Below are 19,310 nucleotides of genomic sequence, written 5' to 3'. Positions count from 1 at the left end.
GCGGCGCGGGCGCCTCTCGGACGTTGTTGGGTCAGATCTTCGTGAGCCAGTGCGCGTACTTCGCGCTCTTGCCGTTGACGACGTCGAAGAAGGCCGACTGCAGCTTTTCGGTGATCGGGCCGCGCGCGCCGGCGCCGATCGTGCGGTTGTCGAGTTCGCGGATCGGCGTGACTTCGGCGGCGGTGCCGGTGAAGAACGCTTCGTCGCAGGTGTAGACCTCGTCGCGGGTGATGCGCTTTTCGATCACCTGCAGGCCCATGTCGCGCGCGAGCGTGATCACGGTGTCGCGCGTGATGCCGTCGAGGCACGACGACAGGTCGGGCGTGTACAGCTTGCCGTTGTTGACGAGGAAGAAGTTCTCGCCGGAGCCTTCCGACACGTAGCCGTCGACGTCGAGCAGCAGCGCTTCGTCGTAGCCGTCGGCGATCGCTTCCTGGTTCGCGAGAATCGAGTTCACGTACCAGCCCGACGCCTTCGCGCGCACCATCGACACGTTCACGTGATGGCGCGTGAACGACGAGGTCTTCACGCGGATGCCCTTGGCGATGCCGTCTTCACCGAGGTACGCGCCCCACGGCCACGCGGCGATCGCGACGTGGATCGTGTTGCCCTTGGCCGACACACCGAGCTTTTCCGAGCCGACCCAGATGATCGGGCGCAGGTAGCAGGACTCGAGCTTGTTTTCGCGGACCACCTCGCGCTGCGCGGCGGCGAGCGTTTCGTGGTCGAACGGCACGTCCATCTGGAAGATCTTCGCCGAGTTCAGGAGGCGCTTGGTGTGCTCCTGCAGGCGGAAGATCGCGGTGCCGCCGTCGGCCGTCTTGTAGGCGCGCACGCCCTCGAATACGCCCATGCCGTAGTGCAGCGTGTGGGTGAGCACGTGGATCTTGGCATCGCGCCAGTCGATGAGCTTGCCATCCATCCAGATCTTGCCGTCGCGGTCGGCCATTGACATACGATTCTCCAGCAGGTGCGTTGTGAGGTGCGGCTACGAGCGCGGGGGGGCCTAGCCGAGGAGCGCTATTTTAGCGTCATTTGCACACGCAACGGGCATTCGGGCGCTGCCGGCGCATAGCGCGGACGCTATAATCCAGCGCACACATAAATCGACTCCGGAGACGCCGGCCGAGCTCGCAAGCCGGCGCCGACCGGGCCTTCCTGACGGCGTTTCCCGCGCCCGCGCCCTTTGCCTGATGCTCGCCCGACTGTCCGATACCGATCGCCGCGCCTTCCGTGAAGGCCTGCGCGACTACGCGCCCACGCTGATGGCGATTTTCTCGTGGGGCCTCGTGACCGGCATCGCGATGAGCAAGTCCGTGCTGACGCTGCCGCAGGCGCTGACGATGTCGCTGCTGTGCTACGCCGGCTCGTCGCAACTGGCGGTGCTGCCGCTGCTCGCCGCCAAGCTGCCGGTGTGGACCGTGCTCGCCACCGCGGCGATGGTCAATACCCGCTTCGTGATCTTCAGCGCCGGTCTGGCGCCGCATTTCTCCTATCTGTCGATGTGGCGACGCATCGTGCTCGGCTATTTCAACGGCGACGTGATCTATCTGCTGTTCGTCAAGAAGAGCTTCGCGACCGGCTACGTGCCGGGCAAGGAGGCGTACTTCTGGGGGATGGCGGTCGCGAGCTGGCTCTCGTGGCAGGTGTCGTCGATCATCGGCATCCTGCTGGCGAGCCTGATTCCGGACAACTGGGGGCTCGGGCTGGCCGGCACGCTCGCGCTCCTGCCGGTGATGGTCGCGGCGATCGCGACTCGCTCCACATTGGTCGCGGTCATCGTCGCGGCGATCGTCGCGCTGCTCGCCTTCGAGCTGCCGTACCGGCTCGCGCTGCTGCTCGCGGTGCTCGCGGCGATTGCCGCCGGCAGCGTCGCCGATCTGGTGGTCGAACGCGCGGACCTGCGCCGCATCCGCCGCGCCGGCGGCAACCCGGGAGACGCCCGATGACCTCCACGCAGATCTGGCTCGCGATCTTCGGCATGACCTTCGTCACCGCGTTCACGCGCGCGATGTTCCTGATCGGCGGCGAGCGCACCGTGCTGCCGGCGCGCGTGCAGAAGATGCTGCGCTACGCGCCGGCCGCGGCGCTCGCCGCGGTGGTGGTGCCGGAGGTGCTGTCGACGCCCGCGGGGCTGTCGTTCGCGCCGTCCAACCATGAGCTGTACGCGGCGCTGGCCGGGCTCGGCTGGTTTTTGTGGCGGCGCACCATGCTCGGCACGATCGTGACCGGGATGGCGGTGTTCACGCTGATGCGGGTCTTCATGTGACGGCCCGCGGCGGCTCATGCTGCACTGCGGCATCCTCGGCGGTGCGGCCAAATACGGGAGATTCGCGCCATCGCGGGTCAGAAGGGTGGTGGGATCAGTTAAAATGCCGCTTTTCGGGATGAGTGCGCCGCCGTCATGCAGCCCGCGGCAGCCCGCGCGGCCGGCCGCCGGCGCCCGATCCCGCGGAGCCGTTGGGCCGAAGCGCAGGTACTGGCCGCGAATCGCCCAGCGCAGTCCGCCACCGCCTTCTCATCAACTCGCCTACTCAAGCCCATGAACAAGGTATTGCGTCTCTCCGACCTGATCGCCGAAGGCAAGCTGTCCGGCAAACGCGTATTCATCCGTGCCGATCTGAACGTGCCGCAGGACGATCAAGGCAACATCACCGAAGACACCCGCATCCGCGCCTCCGTGCCGGCCATCAAGGCCGCGCTCGACGCCGGCGCCGCCGTGATGGTCACCTCGCACCTGGGTCGTCCGACCGAAGGCGACTTCAAGCCTGAAGATTCGCTCGCGCCGGTCGCGAAGCGTCTGGCCGAACTGCTCGGCCGCGACGTGCCGCTGGTCGCGAACTGGGTCGAAAACGGCGTGAACGTCGCGCCGGGCTCGGTGGTGCTGCTCGAAAACTGCCGCGTCAACAAGGGCGAAAAGAAGGATTCCGACGAGCTCGCGCAGAAGATGGCGAAGCTCTGCGACGTCTACGTGAACGACGCGTTCGGCACCGCGCACCGCGCGGAAGCGACCACCCACGGCATCGCTAAGTACGCGCCGGTCGCGTGCGCGGGCCCGCTGCTCGCCGCTGAACTCGAAGCGCTCGGCAAGGCGCTGGGCGCGCCGAAGCGTCCGCTGGTGGCGATCGTCGCCGGCTCGAAGGTGTCGACCAAGCTGACCATCCTGAAGTCGCTCGCCGACAAGGTGGACCAGCTGATCGTGGGCGGCGGCATCGCCAACACGTTCATGCTCGCGGCCGGTCTGAAGATCGGCAAGTCGCTCGCCGAGGCCGACCTCGTCGACGAAGCGAAGGCGATCATCGACGCGGCGAAGGCGCGCGGCGCCTCGGTGCCGATCCCGACCGACGTGGTCACCGCCAAGGAATTCTCGCCGACCGCCAAGGCAGAAGTGAAGGCCGTCGCGGATGTCCAGGACGACGACATGATCCTCGACATCGGACCGGACACCGCCAAGGTGCTCGCCGCGCAGCTCGAAAAGGCCGGCACGGTCGTATGGAACGGCCCGGTCGGCGTGTTCGAATTCGACCAGTTCGGCAACGGCACGAAGACGCTCGCGGACGCGATCGCGCGCTCGGCGGCGTTCTCGATCGCAGGCGGCGGCGACACGCTCGCGGCGATCGCCAAGTACGGGATCCAGCAGCAGGTCAGCTATATCTCGACGGGCGGCGGCGCGTTCCTCGAGTTCCTCGAAGGCAAGAAGCTGCCGGCGGTCGAAGTTCTGGAATCGCGGGCTTAACGTGGCGACGCGCTCCCCAACCGTGAAGTCGACCAGGGCGCGTGGCGCGAAAGCGCCGCGCGGTAATGCGGCAGCAACGGCAGGGGAGCGCGCGCAGCGCGTGAGCACTGCGGCGGCGGCGAAAGCCGCCGCGACAGAATCGACCAAGACGGAATCGACCCAAGCGAAATCGCTCACGGACCAGCCGGCCAGCGCGCCGGCCGCCCGCACCGATTCCACCGCGCCGGCACAACCGACCGGCGACCAGCACCCATCCGCACCGGCCCTCCAGGCGCCGGTCCCGAATACCGCAACACCCGCCTCACTCCACAAAGCGACGCCGGTCATAACCGGCGCGCGCCCAGCGGCATCGTTCGATGCGCAGACTCCGCAGCAGACCCGCAGCGCTTATCCCAGCGATCCTATCCAGACGAGGAGACTCATGCATCGCGCCACCAAGATTGTCGCTACCATCGGTCCGGCTTCCAGTACGCCGGAAATCCTGCTGCAAATGATTCACGCGGGACTGGATGTGGTGCGGCTCAATTTCTCCCACGGCACCGCCGACGACCACCGCCAGCGCGCCGAATTCGTGCGCGAGGCGGCTCGCCAGGCGGGCCGCGAGGTCGCCATCATGGCCGACCTGCAAGGCCCGAAGATCCGCGTCGGTAAATTCGACAACGGCCGCACCACGCTGCTGGCCGGCAATCCGTTCATCCTCGATGCGGACTGCGAGCTCGGCAACGACGAGCGCGTCGGCCTCGACTACAAGGATCTGCCGCGCGACCTGAAGCCGGGCGACGTGCTGCTGCTCAACGACGGCCTGATCGTGCTGAACGTACAGCGCGTGATTGGCAACGAGATCCACACGGTCGTGAAGATCGGCGGCGAGCTGTCGAACAACAAGGGCATCAACCGCCAGGGCGGCGGCCTGTCGGCGCCCGCGCTGACCGCGAAGGACATGGAAGACATCCGCACCGCGATGTCGCTCGGCGTCGACTTCATCGCGGTGTCGTTCCCGAAGAACGCGACCGACATGGAAATGGCCCGTCAGTTGGCCAACATCGCCGGCGCGCCGTACGGGATCAAGCCGAAGATGATCGCGAAGATCGAGCGCGCCGAGGCGATTCCGGCGCTGCAGGGCATCCTCGACGCGTCGGACGGCATCATGGTCGCGCGCGGCGACCTGGCCGTCGAAGTGGGCAACGCCGCGGTCCCCGCGCTGCAAAAGCGCATGATCCGGATGGCCCGCGAATCGAACAAGTTCGTGATCACCGCGACCCAGATGATGGAGTCGATGATCCACGCGCCGGTGCCGACCCGCGCGGAAGTGTCGGACGTCGCCAACGCGGTGCTCGACGGCACCGACGCGGTGATGCTGTCGGCGGAATCGGCGGCGGGCAAGTACCCGGTGCAGACCATCGAAACGATGGCCGCGATCTGCGTCGAAGCGGAGAAGTCCGAGCAGTCGGAACTGGACAAGGATTTCCTCGACCGCACGTTCACGCGGATCGACCAGTCGATCGCGATGGGCGCGCTGTTCACCGCTTACCACCTCGGCGCGAAGGCGATCGTCGCGCTGACCGAGTCCGGCTCGACCGCGCTGTGGATGTCGCGTCACTGGAGCCATGTGCCGATCTTCGCGCTGACGCCGCGAGTCGGCAGCGAGCGCGCGATGGCGCTGTACCGCAACGTGACCTCGCTCCATCTGGATACCAACACCGACCGCGACACCGCGCTGCAACAGGCGCTCGAAACCGTGGTCGGCAAGGGCTATGCGTCGCGCGGCGACATGGTCGTGCTGACGGTCGGCGAGCCGATGGGGCAGGCCGGCGGCACCAACACGCTGAAGATCGTGCGGGTCGGCGAACCGTACTGATCACGCAGCACCGCTTGATCGGCACAGGCTGAATCGAGCGAAGCAGGCGGGCCGCGCCCGATGCGCTCCCGCTCGCCGCATGTGCGACGGCGCACCAACGGCGCCCACACCGGCGCGGGAACACCGCCTGCTTCGCGATAAAATCGCCGCAAAAGATGCCGACGGCAAAAGAATTCGTTTCAATCTAAGGAGTTACAGCATGCCTCTCGTATCAATGCGTCAACTGCTGGACCATGCCGCGGAACACGGTTATGGCCTTCCGGCATTCAACGTGAACAACCTGGAGCAGGTGCAGGCGATCATGGCGGCGGCCGACAAGGTCAACGCGCCGGTGATCATGCAGGCATCGGCCGGCGCGCGTAAGTACGCGGGCGAGCCGTTCCTGCGCCACCTGATCGAAGCGGCGGTCGAGTCGTATCCGCATATCCCGGTCGTGATGCACCAGGACCACGGCCAGTCGCCGGCGGTCTGTATGGCGGCGATCCGCAGCGGCTTCACCAGCGTGATGATGGACGGCTCGCTCGAAGCGGACGGCAAGACGGTTGCATCGTACGAGTACAACGTCGAAACGTCGCGCAAAGTGGTTGAGGCGGCGCACTCGATCGGCGTCACCGTCGAAGCTGAACTGGGCGTGCTCGGCTCGCTCGAAACGATGAAGGGCGACAAGGAAGACGGCCACGGCGCGGAAGGCACGATGACCCGCGAACAGCTGCTGACCGATCCGGAGCAGGCCGCCGACTTCGTCAAGCTGACCCAGTGCGACGCGCTGGCCATCGCGATCGGCACCTCGCACGGCGCGTACAAGTTCAGCAAGAAGCCGACGGGCGACATCCTGTCGATCCAGCGCATCAAGGAAATCCATCAGCGCATTCCGAACACGCACCTGGTGATGCACGGTTCGTCGTCGGTGCCGCAGGAACTGCTCGCGGAAATCCGCGAATTCGGCGGCGACATGAAGGAAACCTATGGCGTGCCGGTCGAGGAAATCCAGGAAGGCATCCGTCACGGCGTGCGCAAGGTCAACATCGACACCGACCTGCGTCTGGCCATCACCGGTGCGATCCGCCGCTACATGGCGACCAATCCGGGCAAGTTCGATCCGCGCGATTACCTGAAGCCGGCGCGCGAAGCGGCGATGAAGATCTGTATCGACCGCTACACGCAATTCGGCTGCGAAGGCCAGGCCGGCAAGATCAAGCCGGTTTCGCTTGATAAAATCGCGGAGAAGTACAAGTCGGGCGAGCTCGCGCAAGTCGTCCGCTAAGCAGTAGTTCTGGCTCCGCGCCTGGCCATCCGGCCAGGTTGTGGTCCGAGCGCCGTTCCCGCATCATCGGGGGAACGGCGTTTCCCTTTTGTTCCGGTCACATTTTCTGCCCCATTTTTAGCGAACCACGACGATGTCTACCCTCTACGAATCCACGCTCCGCTCGCTGCCGCTGCTCGGCCGCGGTAAAGTCCGCGACAACTATGCGGTGGGCAACGACCAGTTGCTGATCGTTACGACCGACCGTCTGTCGGCGTTCGACGTGATCATGGGCGAGCCGATTCCGAACAAGGGCCGCGTGCTGAATGCGATGGCGAACTTCTGGTTCGAGAAGCTGCAGCATGTGGTGCCGAATCACCTGACGGGCGTCGCGCCCGAGTCGGTGGTCGCGCCGGACGAAGTCGAGCAGGTCAAGGGCCGCGCGGTGGTCGTCAAGCGCCTCGAACCGATCCTCGTCGAAGCGGTGGTGCGCGGCTATCTGGCCGGCAGCGGCTGGAAGGATTACCAGGCCACCGGCGCGGTGTGCGGCGTGCAACTGCCGGCGGGTCTGCAGAACGCGCAGAAGCTGCCCGAGCCGATCTTCACGCCGGCCGCCAAGGCCGAGATGGGCCACCACGACGAAAACATCACGTACGACGAGATGGAACGCCGCATCGGCACCGAACTGTCGGCCACGATCCGCGACATCTCGATCCGCCTGTACAAGGAAGCCGCTGAATTCGCCGCGACCCGCGGCATCATCATCGCGGACACCAAGTTCGAATTCGGTCTGGACAACCACGGCAAGCTGTACCTGATGGACGAGGCGCTGACCGCCGATTCGTCGCGCTTCTGGCCGGCGGACCAGTACCAGGTCGGCACCAACCCGCCGTCGTTCGATAAACAGTTCGTGCGCGACTGGCTCGAAACCCAGCCGTGGAAGAAAGAGCCGCCGGCGCCGAAGCTGCCGGACGAGGTGGTCGTCAAAACGGGCGAGAAGTACCAGGAAGCGCTCGAGCGCCTGACTGGCCACAAGCTCGACTGAGCGTCGACTGATCGCGCGCGCCTTGCGGGGCGCGCACCGTCCGGAAACAAGGAAGCCGTAAAGATGAGTGAAGCACAAACCGCCCACAAGCATGACGCGCCGGTCGTCGGCGTGCTGATGGGCTCCAGTTCCGACTGGGAAGTGATGAAAAACGCCGTGGCGATTCTGCAGGAATTCGGCGTGCCGTACGAAGCGAAGGTGGTGTCCGCGCACCGCATGCCCGACGAAATGTTCGCCTATGCTGAAAGCGCGCGCGAGCGCGGCATTCGCGCGATCATCGCCGGTGCTGGCGGTGCCGCCCACCTGCCGGGCATGCTGGCCGCGAAGACCACGGTGCCGGTGCTTGGCGTGCCGGTCGCGAGCAAGTACCTGAAGGGTGTGGATTCGCTGCATTCGATCGTGCAGATGCCCAAGGGCGTGCCGGTCGCGACGTTTGCAATCGGCGAGGCGGGCGCGGCGAACGCGGCGCTGTTCGCGGTGTCGCTGCTCTCCGGCACTAGCAGCGAATACGCGGAGAAACTCGCGGCTTTCCGCGTGCGCCAGAATGAAGCGGCTCACGCAATGGTGTTGCCGGCGCTGTAAGCGCGCCGTGTTTGAACGACGTCCCCAATAGTTTGACCCTCGACCCCCGGCCGTTTGCCCGCCGCTCGCAGTACGAGCGCAACGCGCAGACGGCCGCGACCGACCACCAAGATGAACCCTGACAACACCCCGGTTTCACCGATTCTGCCCGGCGCATGGCTTGGCATGGTCGGTGGCGGCCAGCTCGGCCGCATGTTCTGTTTTGCCGCCCAGGCGATGGGCTATCGCGTCGCCGTGCTCGATCCGGATGAGACGAGCCCGGCCGGCGCGGTCGCCGACCGTCATCTGCGCGCGGCCTATACCGACGAAGCGGCGTTGACCGAGCTCGCGCGGCTGTGCGCGGCGGTGTCGACCGAATTCGAGAACGTGCCGGCCGCGAGCCTCGACTTCCTCGCGAAGACCACCTTCGTGAGCCCGGCGGGCCGCTGCGTCGCGGTCGCGCAGGACCGCATCGCCGAGAAGCGCTTTATCGCGGCCTCGGGCGTGACGGTCGCGCCGCACGTGGTGATCGAGTCGTCGGATGCGCTGGCCGCGCTCGGCGACGACGCGCTCGAAGCGGTGCTGCCCGGCATCCTGAAGACCGCCCGGATGGGTTACGACGGCAAGGGCCAGATTCGCGTACGCAATGCCGACGAAGTGCGCGAGGCGCATGCGTCGCTCGGCGGCGTGCCGTGCGTGCTGGAAAAGCGCCTGCCGCTGAAGTTCGAGGTGTCGGCGCTGATCGCGCGCGGCTCGAGCGGCGCGTCGGTCGTCTATCCGCTCGCGCAGAACACCCATCGCGACGGCGTGCTTTCGCACACCATCGTGCCGGCGCCGGACGCGACCCCCGCGCTGGTCCAGCGGGCGCAGCAGGCGGCGGTGCAGATCGCCGACAAGCTCGGCTACGTCGGCGTGCTGTGCGTCGAGTTCTTCATTCTCGAAGACGGTTCGCTGGTCGCCAACGAAATGGCGCCGCGTCCGCACAACTCCGGCCACTACACGGTCGACGCGTGCGCGACCAGCCAGTTCGAACAGCAGGTCCGCGCGATGACCGGCATGCCGCTCGGCGATACGCGCCAGCATTCGCCGGCGGTGATGCTGAACATTCTCGGCGACGTGTGGTTCCCGGGCGGCCCGAAGGCCGCGCCGGTCACGCCGCCGTGGCACGAGGTCGCCGCGATGCCGGCCGCGCGCCTGCATCTGTACGGCAAGGAAGAGGCGCGTTGCGGCCGCAAGATGGGCCACGTGAACTTCACCGCGCCGACGCTCGAAGAAGCCCGCACGGCGGCGCGCGACTGCGCGCGGCTGCTGCATATCGCCACCAGCTGACGCGCGCATGATGCCGGATCAACACAAACCCGCCGAAGCCGCTGCCGGCGCGCTGCCGGTCAGCGCCGCGCAGATCGAACACGCTGCGGCGCTGCTCGACGCGGGCGAGCTGGTCGCGTTTCCGACCGAGACCGTCTATGGCCTTGGCGGCGACGCCGAGAGCCCGGACGCGGTCGCGCGCATTTACGCGGCGAAGGGGCGGCCGGCCAATCATCCGGTGATCGTGCATCTGGCGCCGCACGGCGATCCGAACTACTGGGTCGAGCATTTGCCGGCCGACGCACAGCGCCTGATCGACGCGTTCTGGCCGGGGCCGCTCACGCTGATCCTGAAGCGCGCCGCGCGGATTCCGGCGGCGGTCAGCGGCGGCCAGGATTCGGTCGGGCTGCGCTGTCCGTCGCATCCGGTCGCGCAGGCGCTGCTCGAAGCGTTTAGCGCGCTACGCGGCGGTCATGGCGGCGTCGCGGCGCCGTCGGCGAACCGCTTCGGGCATGTGAGCCCGACCACCGCGCAGCATGTGCGCGACGAGTTCGGCAGTGCGATTCATGTGCTCGACGGCGGCGCGTCGGATGTCGGCATCGAATCGACGATTCTGGATCTGTCGCGCGGTTTTCCGGCGTTGCTGCGGCCCGGCCGCGTGACGCCGCAGGATATCGCCGACGTGCTCGGCGAGGCGCCGCGTCTGCCCGACGGCTCGGATGCGACCGCGCCGCGCGCATCGGGTACGCTCAAAGCGCATTACGCGCCGCGTACGCCGCTCGCGCTGCTGCCGTTCGGCGAACTGGAGCCGCTGCTCGCGGTGCGCGAGCCGGGCGAGCGTGTCGCGCTGGTCGCGCGGGCGTCGCGGGCGGGGCAGTGGGCCGATGCCGAAGGCGTGCATTTCGTCGCCGCGCCGGAAGATCCGCACGCGTATGCGCGCGAGCTGTACGGTTTGCTGCGCGCGCTCGATCGCGCGAACGTCACGCGGATTCTGATCGAAAAGCTGCCGGATACGATCGAATGGATCGCGGTCAACGACCGGCTCGGGCGCGCGGCGGCGGCGTTCGAAGCGCAGAGCTGAGCGTAGACCTCGGCGCAAAAACCGAGCGTAAGACTACGCACAGTGACCGGCCCTTCGAGCGGTCGGCACGCGCCAAAAGACAAGGCCCGACTCGTTCAACGAGCCGGGCCTTTTTGCATTCAGGCGTGCGTCAAAGGCTGCCGCGGGGTCATCAACCATACCGCCGACCCCGCAGCCAAACCCCATTTACTTCCCAAGCCCGCTAGCGGCGACCTGCTTCTCGACCTGCTGCGCGAACAGCGCGTACAGATGGGTGCTCGGGTGCACGAGGTCGGCGAACATGTAGGTCTGGTCCGCGCCGGCCACCGTATAGGTCTGCGGCGAGCAGAACAGCGACGAGCCGAACGCGCTGCCCCACGATGCCGCGGTCTGGCCGGACGCGAGCACGCTCGGGTTCTTCGTCGCGTAGGCGGTCGCAGCCGTGGTCATCGACGTCAGGTTACACGCGGTGCCCGTATTCGAGACCGTGAAGCCGAGCGACTGGTAGCTCGCCAGCATCTGATCGAGCCACTGGTACGTGCTCACGTAGATGACCTGCGTGTTCGACGCGAGCGCCTGCTGGAGCGTGCCGTTATACGCCTTCACCAGCCCGTCGATGAGCGCCTGGCCGGTTGCGCCGGCCGCGAGACCTTGCGGCGTTTTGGCGATGTCCGGTACGTCCGCCACCACCACGTGCGTCGCGCCGGACGCGATCACTTTCTGCACCGTGGCGGCGAAGGTTTTCGCCGCCGTCACGATGGCCACGCCGGCGCTCTGGCTCGCGCTCGCCATGGCGGTGGCTGCCGCGGTCTGCGCGTCGGTTGCGCTGCCGCCGCCTTGCAGCACCGCTGCCGCCGCGGCCGTCCCCGCAGCCGACACTGCCTGCACCTGCGTGAAGATATCGTTCGCGCCGCCGTTCATCAGCACCAGCTGGTTCGAATTGAAGCTGCTGTGCTCGGCGATGTATTGGGTCACCTGAGCCGTGATCGGCAGCGTGGTCGCGGCCAGGTTGTTCGGCGCGTAGCCCTGGCCCGGCTGCAGATCGACGCGCGAGCCGCCCTGCGCGTAGCCGAGCCCGCCGGTTGCGGTGGGCGCATTGCCGAAGCCGCCCACATTCGCGGCGGTCAGCGTGTCGCCGTAGTATTCGGCGACCTTCTGGGTCCAGACTTCGCCCGGATTGGTCGTGAAGCGGCCGCCGCCGGTGCCGACATTCGCCTGCACCGCCGCCTGATACGTGCCGACGTCCGACAGGCTGTCGCCGAACGACACGATCTGCAGCTTGACGCCGCCGGCCGGCGTGCTGCTGTTGCTCGAATTGTTGTCGTCACCCCCGCCGCCGCACGCCGCCAGCGCGGCGAACGCTGCGCTCGCCACGGCGATCTGCGTGGCGCGCATCCACGGATGTTTCTTCGAAGCGGTTTGATTCATGTTGACTGCATCTCCTCGTATGTGTGGCCCTTGTGCCATGTGTTGCAGGCAGCGCCTGCCGCGTCCGCGGCGTGGCGACAGCTTACAGAATCTTCTACGGTCTGCGCGGGGTCCGAAACGCGGCCGTATGTTGTGTGTTCAAACCTGATTGCTCTCTGTTGCATTGCCGAGCGGGTTGCCCGGGCGGTGAAGCGGTCCGCTGCCCGTGGGCGCATGCGCCGGCACTGCGACTAACGGCGCGACCGCGCTTTCCACCGACCCGGCCGCCGCGCGCTGCGCATGATAAGCGGCGGCCCACGCGGGCGGCGCGAACAGCGCGCGCCATTTGTTGCGCCAGCCGCGCACGCTCGCGAAATCGGCGGCCATCGACGCCCATTCGTGAAACGTCGCCTTCAGCGGGTTGTACGTGTGCAGCGGCTCGACGATCCCGTAGACCGGCGCATCGCGCGGATCTTCCTCGACGTAGCTGCCGAACAGGCGGTCCCAGATCACCAGCACGCCCGCGTAATTGCGATCGATGTAGCGGTCGTTGCGCGCGTGATGCACGCGGTGGATCGACGGCGTATTGAACACGTATTCGAGCCAGCCGAGCTTGCCGATCACCTGGGTATGCACGAAGAACTGGAAGCCGAGATTGATCAGCACGATCGCGACGATCTGCTTGGGCGGGAAGCCGAGGATCGCGAGCGGAATCCAGAACAGCCACATGCCGGCGATCGGATACATCAGGCTCTGGCGGAACGCGGTCGAAAAATTCATCCGCTCCGACGAGTGATGCACGACGTGCGCGGCCCACAACCAGCGCACCCGGTGACTACAGCGATGAAACACGTAATAGAGCAGGTCCTGCGCGATGAACAGGATGACGAACGAGACCCACGTGGCCGGCCACGTATGGATGCGAAAGTGCGTGTAGAAGAACGCGTAGACGGGGATGATCGCGAGCCACGCGAGCTTGTCGGCGGCCTGCTGCAGCAACGCGAGCGCGGCGTTGCACAGCGTGTCGCGCCAGCTGTACAGGCGCTCGGCCGGCCGCGTGCGCCGCAGGTGCCACGCCTCCCAGCCGATGCAGCCGAGAAAGACGGGCGCCATGGCGAGCAGCAGCAATTCGGCATCGAATTGCATCGTGTCTCCGTTCCTGGTCCCTGACCGTCGCGCGGTACGCGCCGGGTGGTGTCGTTATCGTTCGTGTGGGCCGCGCGTCCTGGGGACGTCGCGGCACGTGCGGCTGTGCGGTGCGCGGATGATTTCGCTGGTTTCGCGTCGCCGCATGCTGCCCGACAGCGTACACGCTTAGCCGCTTGCCGCGCGTGGCTTCGCTAGAAGTAATCCTCAGTGGCCGGCGTGTTTGCGCGGGTTTTTCCTGGGCTTCGCGCGCGGCTCTTCGATCGGCGCGGAGACTTTCGTGAAGCCCTGCGACGGACCTTCGTAGACCCATTCGAGCAGCGCATCGTGGGCGGCGCGCGCCGCTTCCGAATGCGGATCGTTGATCAGGCTGACGACCACGTAACTATTGCCGTCGGCCGATGCGACGTAGCCGGCGATTGCGCGCACGTCGCGCAACGTGCCGGTCTTGATGTGCGCGTTGCCGCCCGCGCCGAGGTTGGTCAGACGGTTGCGCATCGTGCCGTCGACGCCGGCGATCGGCAGCGACTCGACGAACGCCTGCGCGACCGGACTCGCGTTCGCGCGCTGCAACAGATCGGCGAGCGCGAGCGCGGTGATGTGCTCGTCGCGCGACAGGCCCGAGCCGTTCGAGAGCGTCAGGTACTCCATGTTCAGGCTGTCGCGGCGCAGGAAATCCTCGACCGCACGCGCGGCGTTCGCGGTCGTTGCCGGGGACTTGTCCTCCACCGCGCCGATCGTCAGGAACAGGTTGCGCGCCATCGTGTTGTTGCTGAACTTGTTGATGTCGCGCACCACGTCGGACAGCACCGGGCTTTCGTGCGTCGCGACCAGCTTCGCGCCGCGCGGCACCGCGCCTTCGCGGGTGGCGCCGTGGAAGGTCGCGCCGGTCTGCTGCCACAGCGCGAGGAAGCCGCCGGCGAAGAACGTCGAATGATCGAGCACCGCGACGTTGACCGTGCGCGCGTCGCAGCGCGCCGGCAAGTCGCCGACGAACGACGCGACCAGCGTGCCGTCCGGCTGCGGCGTCACGCTCGGGGTCGGCAGCTCGCCGCGGCACGGGCCGTTGGTCGCGCGCAACTGGTTGTCGATGCGCAGTTGCGCGAGCGCGGGCAGCACGTCGATCGCGACCGTGCCGTCGGGCGACGGGGTCAGCGTGAACGACAGCGCCTTGAACGCGTACAGCAGCGGATCGGGGCCGACGTTGTACGGCGCGGTGACGTCGTCGTCGAACGCGGGCAGGTCGCGTGTCGACGGGTCGAAGTAGCGCTTGTCGAGCACCAGCGCGCCGTCGATCCCGTTGATGCCCGCCTTGCGGATTTTCTGCACGAGGTCGATCAGCTCTTCCGGCACCAGCTTCGGGTCGCCGGTGCCCTGAATGTACAGATTGCCGTGCAGCACGCCGCTCGCGTCGAGCGTGCCGTCCGCGTACGCGCTGGTGCGCCAGCGATAGTCGGGACCGAGGATCGACAGGCCCGAATAGGTGGTGACGAGCTTCATCGTCGAGGCGGGCATCATCGGCTTGCCGGCGTTCAGCGCGAGGATCGGCGTGCGGTCGCCGACTTTCTCGACCACCACGCTGATCGACGACAGCGGCACATGCGCGCGTTGCAGCCCGGCCATCACCGGCTGCGGCAGCACTGTCGTGACGTTGACGCTCGGATGCGCGGCCTTCGCGCGGGCCTGCGCCACTTGCGGCAGCAGCGCGGTCGCGCCGAGCGCGGCGGCCAGCAGGCCGACCGCGACGCGCGGCGCGAGCCGGCGGGGCAGCGGCGCTGCGTGAACAGGGAGACGGCGGGCGACGGAAGACAGGAAGGCGAGCGTCATGAACGGAGAAGAAGCAGGGAAGCGGACCAGGAAGCGGACCAGGAAGCGGGCAAAAGCGGGCAAGATTTCACAGCGAAGTTTGGTTTCGGTGCGGGTCGGACAGGTGCGCGGCAAGCGTGCCGGCCGCCAGAGCGCCGGACCGCCAGCGCGATGCACGAGCTGGCTGGTGAATCCGGCGTGTCGGCCGCCAGGCAACGCAAGCGATCCGGCGCATGCACGCTGCGCGAGTCACCCGCCGGCGGGTCGGCAGCCAGCCACCCGGCAGCCGTCAGCCAGCCACCGCACCAGCCACCGCGCCAGCCGCCGCGCGACGCAAAGCGACCATTGTAGTGACATGCCGCGCGGCTGCGTCGAAAAAAGCGCCCGGCGCCGCGCAGCCCGGAGGCGGGCGCTAGAATGCGGCATCATCAAACGTTTCGGAACGGACAACCATGCGCATCCTGCTAGTCGAAGATGACCGGATGATTGCCGAGGGCGTGCGCAAGGCGCTGCGCGGCGAGGGCTTTGCGGTCGACTGGGTCGAGGACGGCGAAGCGGCGCTGCGCGCGGCGGCCGGCCAGCCGTACGACCTCGCGCTGCTCGACCTCGGCCTGCCCAAACGCGACGGCCTCGAGGTGCTGCGCACGCTGCGCGCGCGCGGCCACGCGTTGCCGGTGCTGATCGTCACCGCGCGCGACGCGGTCGCCGATCGTGTGAAGGGCCTCGACGCCGGCGCCGACGATTACCTCGTCAAACCCTTCGATCTCGACGAACTCGGTGCGCGGATGCGCGCGCTGATCCGCCGCCATTCGGGCCGCAGCGATTCGACGATCCGCCACGGCAACCTGACGCTCGACCCCGCTTCGCACCAGGTCACGCTCGACGGCGCGCCGGTCGCGTTGTCCGCGCGCGAATTCGCGCTGCTCGAAGCGCTGCTCGCGCGCCCCGGCGCGGTGCTGTCGAAGAGCCAGCTGGAGGAAAAGATGTACGGCTGGGGCGAGGAAATCGGCAGCAACACCGTCGAGGTCTATATCCACGCGCTGCGCAAGAAGCTCGGCGCCGAACTGATCCGCAACGTGCGCGGGCTCGGCTACATGATCGCGAAGGACGCCTGAGCCGATGCGCTCGATTCGCCATCAGCTGCTGGTGTGGCTGCTTGCGCTGGTGCTGCTCGGCGTCGGCATCGCGGGCTGGCTGATCTACCGGCAGGCGCTGGCCGAAGCGAACGAGCTGTTCGATTACCAGCTCGAGCAGATCGCCGCGGCGCTGCCGGCGGAGCCGTTCTCGCAGGTGCTCGGCCGCGATACCGGCGACGAAGGCATCGTGCTGCAGATCTGGAACCGCAACGGCATGCTGATGTACTACTCGCGGCCGCGCGCGCCGCTCGCGCCGCGCGCCGAGCTCGGCTTTTCGACCGAGCGCACCGAGCGCGGCGAATGGCGCGTGTATGGGGCGATCGTCGGCGATAACGTGGTGCAGCTCGCGCAGCCGCTGTCGGTGCGCAACCGGCTCGCGGCGAACGTTGCGCTGCGCACGCTGTGGCCGCTGATCGTGCTGCTGCCGCTGCTCGGGCTGGCGGTGTGGGTGATCATCGGGCGCGGGCTGCGGCCGTTGCGGCGCGTGACGAGTGCGCTCGACACGCGTCATCCGGAGGCGCTCGATCCACTACCCGACCAGCGTCTGCCGCTCGAAGTGCAGCCGCTGGTGCGCGCATTGAACGGCCTGCTCGCGCGGCTCGCCAACGCGCTCGATATCCAGAAGGCGTTCGTCGCCGATGCCGCGCACGAATTGCGCACGCCGCTCGCTGCGGTGCAGATTCAGGCGCAACTCGTCGCGCGTGCGAAAGACGACAGCACGCGCAGCGAAGCGCTCGCCGATCTGCAGGCGGGCGTCACCCGCGCGACGCGCCTTGCCGAGCAGTTGCTCGCGCTCGCGCGCGCCGAACCGGACGAGCGCGCGGTCAGCGGACCGCTCGATCTGGGCGCGCTGTTGCAGGAATGCGTGGCGACCTACGCGCCGCTCGCGCTGAGCCGCGGCGTCGATCTCGGCATCGAGGCGAGCGAGGCCGCCAGCGTGAACGGCGACGCGGAAGCGCTGCGCGTGATGTTCAACAACCTCGTCGACAACGCGACCAAATACACGCCGCACGGCGGTCGCGTCGACGTCAGCCTGCAGGTCGAGAACGGCCGTCCGGTGGTGCGGATCGCCGACAGCGGTCCGGGCATCGACCCGGCCGATCGCGAGCGAGTGTTCGACCGGTTCTATCGCGCGGGCGCCGGCGCGGACCGCGCGCGTACCGACGTCGCCGGCAGCGGCCTCGGTCTGGCGATCGTGCGCCGCATCGCCACCCAACACCACGCGGACGTGTCGCTCGATACGTCGCCCGCGGGCGGCTTGCAGGTCACCGTGCGGTTCTGAAAACGCACGGCGTGCGGTCTTCCGAACCGAACAAAATACCGTTCGCAACGCGCCGCACATCGGCCCCGGAGGCCCATCCCATAAAGGTTCCCGCGCTCAGGCTCTGCTTAAGACTCTTTTAAGTGACGCCCCTTACGCTCCTCGACATTCAAAGTCACTCTCTCCAGTCAGGAGCTCATGATGAACGCGAAAACCTTGTCCCGCGGCGCCGTTGCGGTAGCTATCGCCGGCGCACTGTCCGCCGGTTATGTGGCGGGCCATCGCAATGTGCCGGCCCCTCAGGTCATCTCGCCCGCGGAAGCGGCCGCGCTGATGCCCGCCGAAGCCGCCGCCAAAACCGGTATCCCCGATTTCTCGGGCCTCGTCGAAACCTACGGCCCGGCCGTCGTCAATATCAGCGCGAAGCACGTGGTCAAGGAGACCGCGCTGCGCGGCAACAACCGCGGCAACCTGAACGGCAACCAGCTGCCGATCGACCCGAACGATCCGTTCTTCCAGTTCTACAAGCGCTTCTTCGGCGGCGTGCCCGGCATGCAGGGCGGTGGCGGCGGTGACGGCGGCGGCGACGCGCCCGATCAGCCGAGCGCGAGCCTCGGTTCCGGCTTCATCATCAGCAACGACGGCTACATCCTGACCAACGCGCACGTGGTCGACGGCGCCAACGTCGTCACCGTCAAGCTGACCGACAAGCGCGAGTTCAAGGCGAAGGTGGTCGGCGCCGACAAGCAGTCCGACGTCGCGGTGCTGAAGATCGACGCGAGCAATCTGCCCAGCGTGAAGATCGGCGATCCGCGCCAGAGCAAGGTCGGTCAGTGGGTCGTCGCGATCGGCTCGCCGTACGGCTTCGACAACACCGTGACCTCCGGCATCATCAGCGCGAAGTCGCGCTCGCTGCCGCACGAGAACTACACGCCGTTCATCCAGACCGACGTGCCGGTGAACCCGGGCAACTCGGGCGGTCCGCTGTTCAACCTGCAGGGCGAAGTGATCGGCATCAACTCGATGATCTATTCGCAGACCGGCGGCTTCCAGGGTCTGTCGTTCGCGATCCCGATCAATGAAGCGATCAAGGTCAAGGACGATCTGGTCAAGACCGGTCACGTGAGCCGCGGCCGTCTCGGCGTCGCGGTGCAGGGCCTGAACCAGACGCTCGCCAATTCGTTCGGCTTGCAGAAGCCGCAAGGCGCGCTGGTCAGCTCGGTCGATGCCGGCGGTCCGGCGGCCAAGGCCGGCCTGCAGCCGGGTGACGTGATCGTCGCGGTGAACGGCGATGAAGTCAGCGATTCGACGGATCTGCCGGCCAAGATCGCGGGCATCGCGCCGGGCAGCTCGGCGACCTTGAAGGTGTGGCGCGACAAGGCCAACAAGGACATCAAGGTGACCATCGGTTCGTTCTCGGACGCGAAGGTCGCGTCGGCGGACAAGGCCGATCAGCAGACCCAGCTGCAAGGCCGCCTCGGTGTCGCGGTGCGCGCGCTGACGCCGGACGAGAAGAGCAGCGCGTCGGTGTCGCACGGGCTGCTGGTGCAGCAGGCGGGCGGCGCGGCGGCCACCGCCGGCATCCGTCCCGGCGACGTGATCCTCGCGGTCAACGGCCGTTCGATCACCAACGTCGATCAACTGAAGCAGATGATTTCGGGCGCGGGCAATAGCATCGCGCTCCTGATCCAGCGAGACAACGCACAGATTTTCGTGCCCGTTGATCTCGGCTGATCCAGTCCC

General features: G+C 67.3%; 16 protein-coding genes. 12 read left to right on the top strand and 4 right to left on the bottom strand.

Going from position 1 to position 19,310, the window contains the following annotated elements:
- Positions 1-31 precede the first annotated feature (31 nt).
- Positions 32-955, bottom strand: coding sequence for a branched-chain amino acid transaminase (locus tag BTH42_RS20170; RefSeq protein ID WP_075302658.1), 924 nt, complete (start codon positions 953-955; stop codon positions 32-34).
- Positions 956-1,193: 238 nt separating this feature from the next.
- On the opposite strand from BTH42_RS20170, the gene BTH42_RS20165 reads away from it, so the two are divergent.
- From BTH42_RS20165 to BTH42_RS20125, 9 genes are all read left to right on the top strand, one after another.
- Entirely contained in the window at positions 1,194-1,949 is a 756-nt protein-coding gene (locus BTH42_RS20165; RefSeq protein ID WP_075302656.1) for an AzlC family ABC transporter permease, read from the top strand.
- A complete protein-coding gene (locus BTH42_RS20160) occupies positions 1,946-2,269 on the top strand; it encodes an AzlD domain-containing protein (protein ID WP_075302654.1) in 324 nt (107 codons plus the stop codon). The genes BTH42_RS20165 and BTH42_RS20160 overlap by 4 nt, the downstream gene beginning before the upstream one ends.
- A 273-nt stretch (positions 2,270-2,542) precedes the next feature.
- On the top strand, positions 2,543-3,736 hold the full coding sequence (locus tag BTH42_RS20155) for a phosphoglycerate kinase (RefSeq protein ID WP_075302652.1): 1,194 nt from the start codon (positions 2,543-2,545) through the stop codon (positions 3,734-3,736).
- Positions 3,737-4,157: 421 nt separating this feature from the next.
- Complete coding sequence (pyk, locus tag BTH42_RS20150) at positions 4,158-5,594, top strand: pyruvate kinase (protein WP_075302650.1); 1,437 nt, start codon at positions 4,158-4,160, stop codon at positions 5,592-5,594.
- A gap of 199 nt (positions 5,595-5,793) precedes the next feature.
- Entirely contained in the window at positions 5,794-6,858 is a 1,065-nt protein-coding gene (fba, locus tag BTH42_RS20145) for a class II fructose-bisphosphate aldolase (protein WP_075302648.1), read from the top strand.
- 133 nt (positions 6,859-6,991) lie between these two features.
- Positions 6,992-7,882: a phosphoribosylaminoimidazolesuccinocarboxamide synthase gene (locus tag BTH42_RS20140; protein WP_075302646.1), complete on the top strand. Its 891-nt coding sequence runs from the start codon at positions 6,992-6,994 to the stop codon at positions 7,880-7,882.
- Between the two features lie 63 nt (positions 7,883-7,945).
- A complete protein-coding gene (gene purE, locus BTH42_RS20135; RefSeq protein ID WP_075302644.1) occupies positions 7,946-8,464 on the top strand; it encodes a 5-(carboxyamino)imidazole ribonucleotide mutase in 519 nt (172 codons plus the stop codon).
- A 111-nt stretch (positions 8,465-8,575) separates the two neighbouring features.
- Positions 8,576-9,772 (top strand): 5-(carboxyamino)imidazole ribonucleotide synthase, encoded by a 1,197-nt coding sequence (locus tag BTH42_RS20130; protein WP_075302642.1) that lies wholly within the window; start codon positions 8,576-8,578, stop codon positions 9,770-9,772.
- 10 nt (positions 9,773-9,782) lie between these two features.
- A complete protein-coding gene (locus BTH42_RS20125; RefSeq protein WP_075302640.1) occupies positions 9,783-10,832 on the top strand; it encodes an L-threonylcarbamoyladenylate synthase in 1,050 nt (349 codons plus the stop codon).
- A 186-nt stretch (positions 10,833-11,018) separates the two neighbouring features.
- Here the strand turns inward: BTH42_RS20125 and BTH42_RS20120 are convergent, their stop codons facing one another.
- The 3 genes from BTH42_RS20120 to dacB form a co-directional block, all read right to left on the bottom strand.
- Positions 11,019-12,239, bottom strand: a complete 1,221-nt coding sequence (locus tag BTH42_RS20120; RefSeq protein ID WP_075302638.1) for an SGNH/GDSL hydrolase family protein — start codon at positions 12,237-12,239, stop codon at positions 11,019-11,021.
- A gap of 138 nt (positions 12,240-12,377) precedes the next feature.
- Positions 12,378-13,364 carry a sterol desaturase family protein gene (locus BTH42_RS20115; protein ID WP_083654854.1) on the bottom strand — a complete coding sequence of 329 codons (987 nt, stop codon included), beginning with the start codon at positions 13,362-13,364 and terminating at the stop codon, positions 12,378-12,380.
- Between the two features lie 207 nt (positions 13,365-13,571).
- The gene (dacB, locus tag BTH42_RS20110) at positions 13,572-15,191 is read right to left on the bottom strand and encodes a D-alanyl-D-alanine carboxypeptidase/D-alanyl-D-alanine-endopeptidase (protein WP_075302636.1); all 1,620 of its coding nucleotides are present in this window, start codon (positions 15,189-15,191) and stop codon (positions 13,572-13,574) included.
- Positions 15,192-15,622: 431 nt separating this feature from the next.
- Between dacB and BTH42_RS20105 the strand changes: the two genes are divergently transcribed.
- The 3 genes from BTH42_RS20105 to BTH42_RS20095 all read left to right on the top strand — a co-directional run bounded on the left by BTH42_RS20105 (position 15,623) and on the right by BTH42_RS20095 (position 19,301).
- Positions 15,623-16,285, top strand: a complete 663-nt coding sequence (locus tag BTH42_RS20105; RefSeq protein WP_075302634.1) for a response regulator — start codon at positions 15,623-15,625, stop codon at positions 16,283-16,285.
- 4 nt (positions 16,286-16,289) lie between these two features.
- Positions 16,290-17,588: an ATP-binding protein gene (locus BTH42_RS20100; protein ID WP_075302632.1), complete on the top strand. Its 1,299-nt coding sequence runs from the start codon at positions 16,290-16,292 to the stop codon at positions 17,586-17,588.
- A gap of 180 nt (positions 17,589-17,768) precedes the next feature.
- Positions 17,769-19,301, top strand: a complete 1,533-nt coding sequence (locus BTH42_RS20095) for a DegQ family serine endoprotease (protein WP_075302630.1) — start codon at positions 17,769-17,771, stop codon at positions 19,299-19,301.
- Positions 19,302-19,310: the final 9 nt, after the last annotated feature.

Origin of the sequence: Burkholderia sp. SRS-W-2-2016, assembly GCF_001931485.1 — a bacterium.
Lineage (GTDB): Bacteria > Pseudomonadota > Gammaproteobacteria > Burkholderiales > Burkholderiaceae > Paraburkholderia.
Note: the sequence above shows the minus strand (reverse complement) of the source record. Positions and strands in the feature narration are given on the sequence as shown.

Excerpts from the sequence above, each read along its gene's own strand:
- BTH42_RS20170 (WP_075302658.1), bottom strand. The coding sequence starts at position 955 with ATGTCAATGGCCGACCGCGACGGCAAGATCTGGATGGATGGCAAGCTC.
- BTH42_RS20165 (WP_075302656.1), top strand. The coding sequence starts at position 1,194 with ATGCTCGCCCGACTGTCCGATACCGATCGCCGCGCCTTCCGTGAAGGC.
- BTH42_RS20160 (WP_075302654.1), top strand. The coding sequence starts at position 1,946 with ATGACCTCCACGCAGATCTGGCTCGCGATCTTCGGCATGACCTTCGTC.
- BTH42_RS20155 (WP_075302652.1), top strand. The coding sequence starts at position 2,543 with ATGAACAAGGTATTGCGTCTCTCCGACCTGATCGCCGAAGGCAAGCTG.
- pyk (WP_075302650.1), top strand. The coding sequence starts at position 4,158 with ATGCATCGCGCCACCAAGATTGTCGCTACCATCGGTCCGGCTTCCAGT.
- fba (WP_075302648.1), top strand. The coding sequence starts at position 5,794 with ATGCCTCTCGTATCAATGCGTCAACTGCTGGACCATGCCGCGGAACAC.
- BTH42_RS20140 (WP_075302646.1), top strand. The coding sequence starts at position 6,992 with ATGTCTACCCTCTACGAATCCACGCTCCGCTCGCTGCCGCTGCTCGGC.
- purE (WP_075302644.1), top strand. The coding sequence starts at position 7,946 with ATGAGTGAAGCACAAACCGCCCACAAGCATGACGCGCCGGTCGTCGGC.
- BTH42_RS20130 (WP_075302642.1), top strand. The coding sequence starts at position 8,576 with ATGAACCCTGACAACACCCCGGTTTCACCGATTCTGCCCGGCGCATGG.
- BTH42_RS20125 (WP_075302640.1), top strand. The coding sequence starts at position 9,783 with ATGCCGGATCAACACAAACCCGCCGAAGCCGCTGCCGGCGCGCTGCCG.
- BTH42_RS20120 (WP_075302638.1), bottom strand. The coding sequence starts at position 12,239 with ATGAATCAAACCGCTTCGAAGAAACATCCGTGGATGCGCGCCACGCAG.
- BTH42_RS20115 (WP_083654854.1), bottom strand. The coding sequence starts at position 13,364 with ATGCAATTCGATGCCGAATTGCTGCTGCTCGCCATGGCGCCCGTCTTT.
- dacB (WP_075302636.1), bottom strand. The coding sequence starts at position 15,191 with ATGACGCTCGCCTTCCTGTCTTCCGTCGCCCGCCGTCTCCCTGTTCAC.
- BTH42_RS20105 (WP_075302634.1), top strand. The coding sequence starts at position 15,623 with ATGCGCATCCTGCTAGTCGAAGATGACCGGATGATTGCCGAGGGCGTG.
- BTH42_RS20100 (WP_075302632.1), top strand. The coding sequence starts at position 16,290 with ATGCGCTCGATTCGCCATCAGCTGCTGGTGTGGCTGCTTGCGCTGGTG.
- BTH42_RS20095 (WP_075302630.1), top strand. The coding sequence starts at position 17,769 with ATGAACGCGAAAACCTTGTCCCGCGGCGCCGTTGCGGTAGCTATCGCC.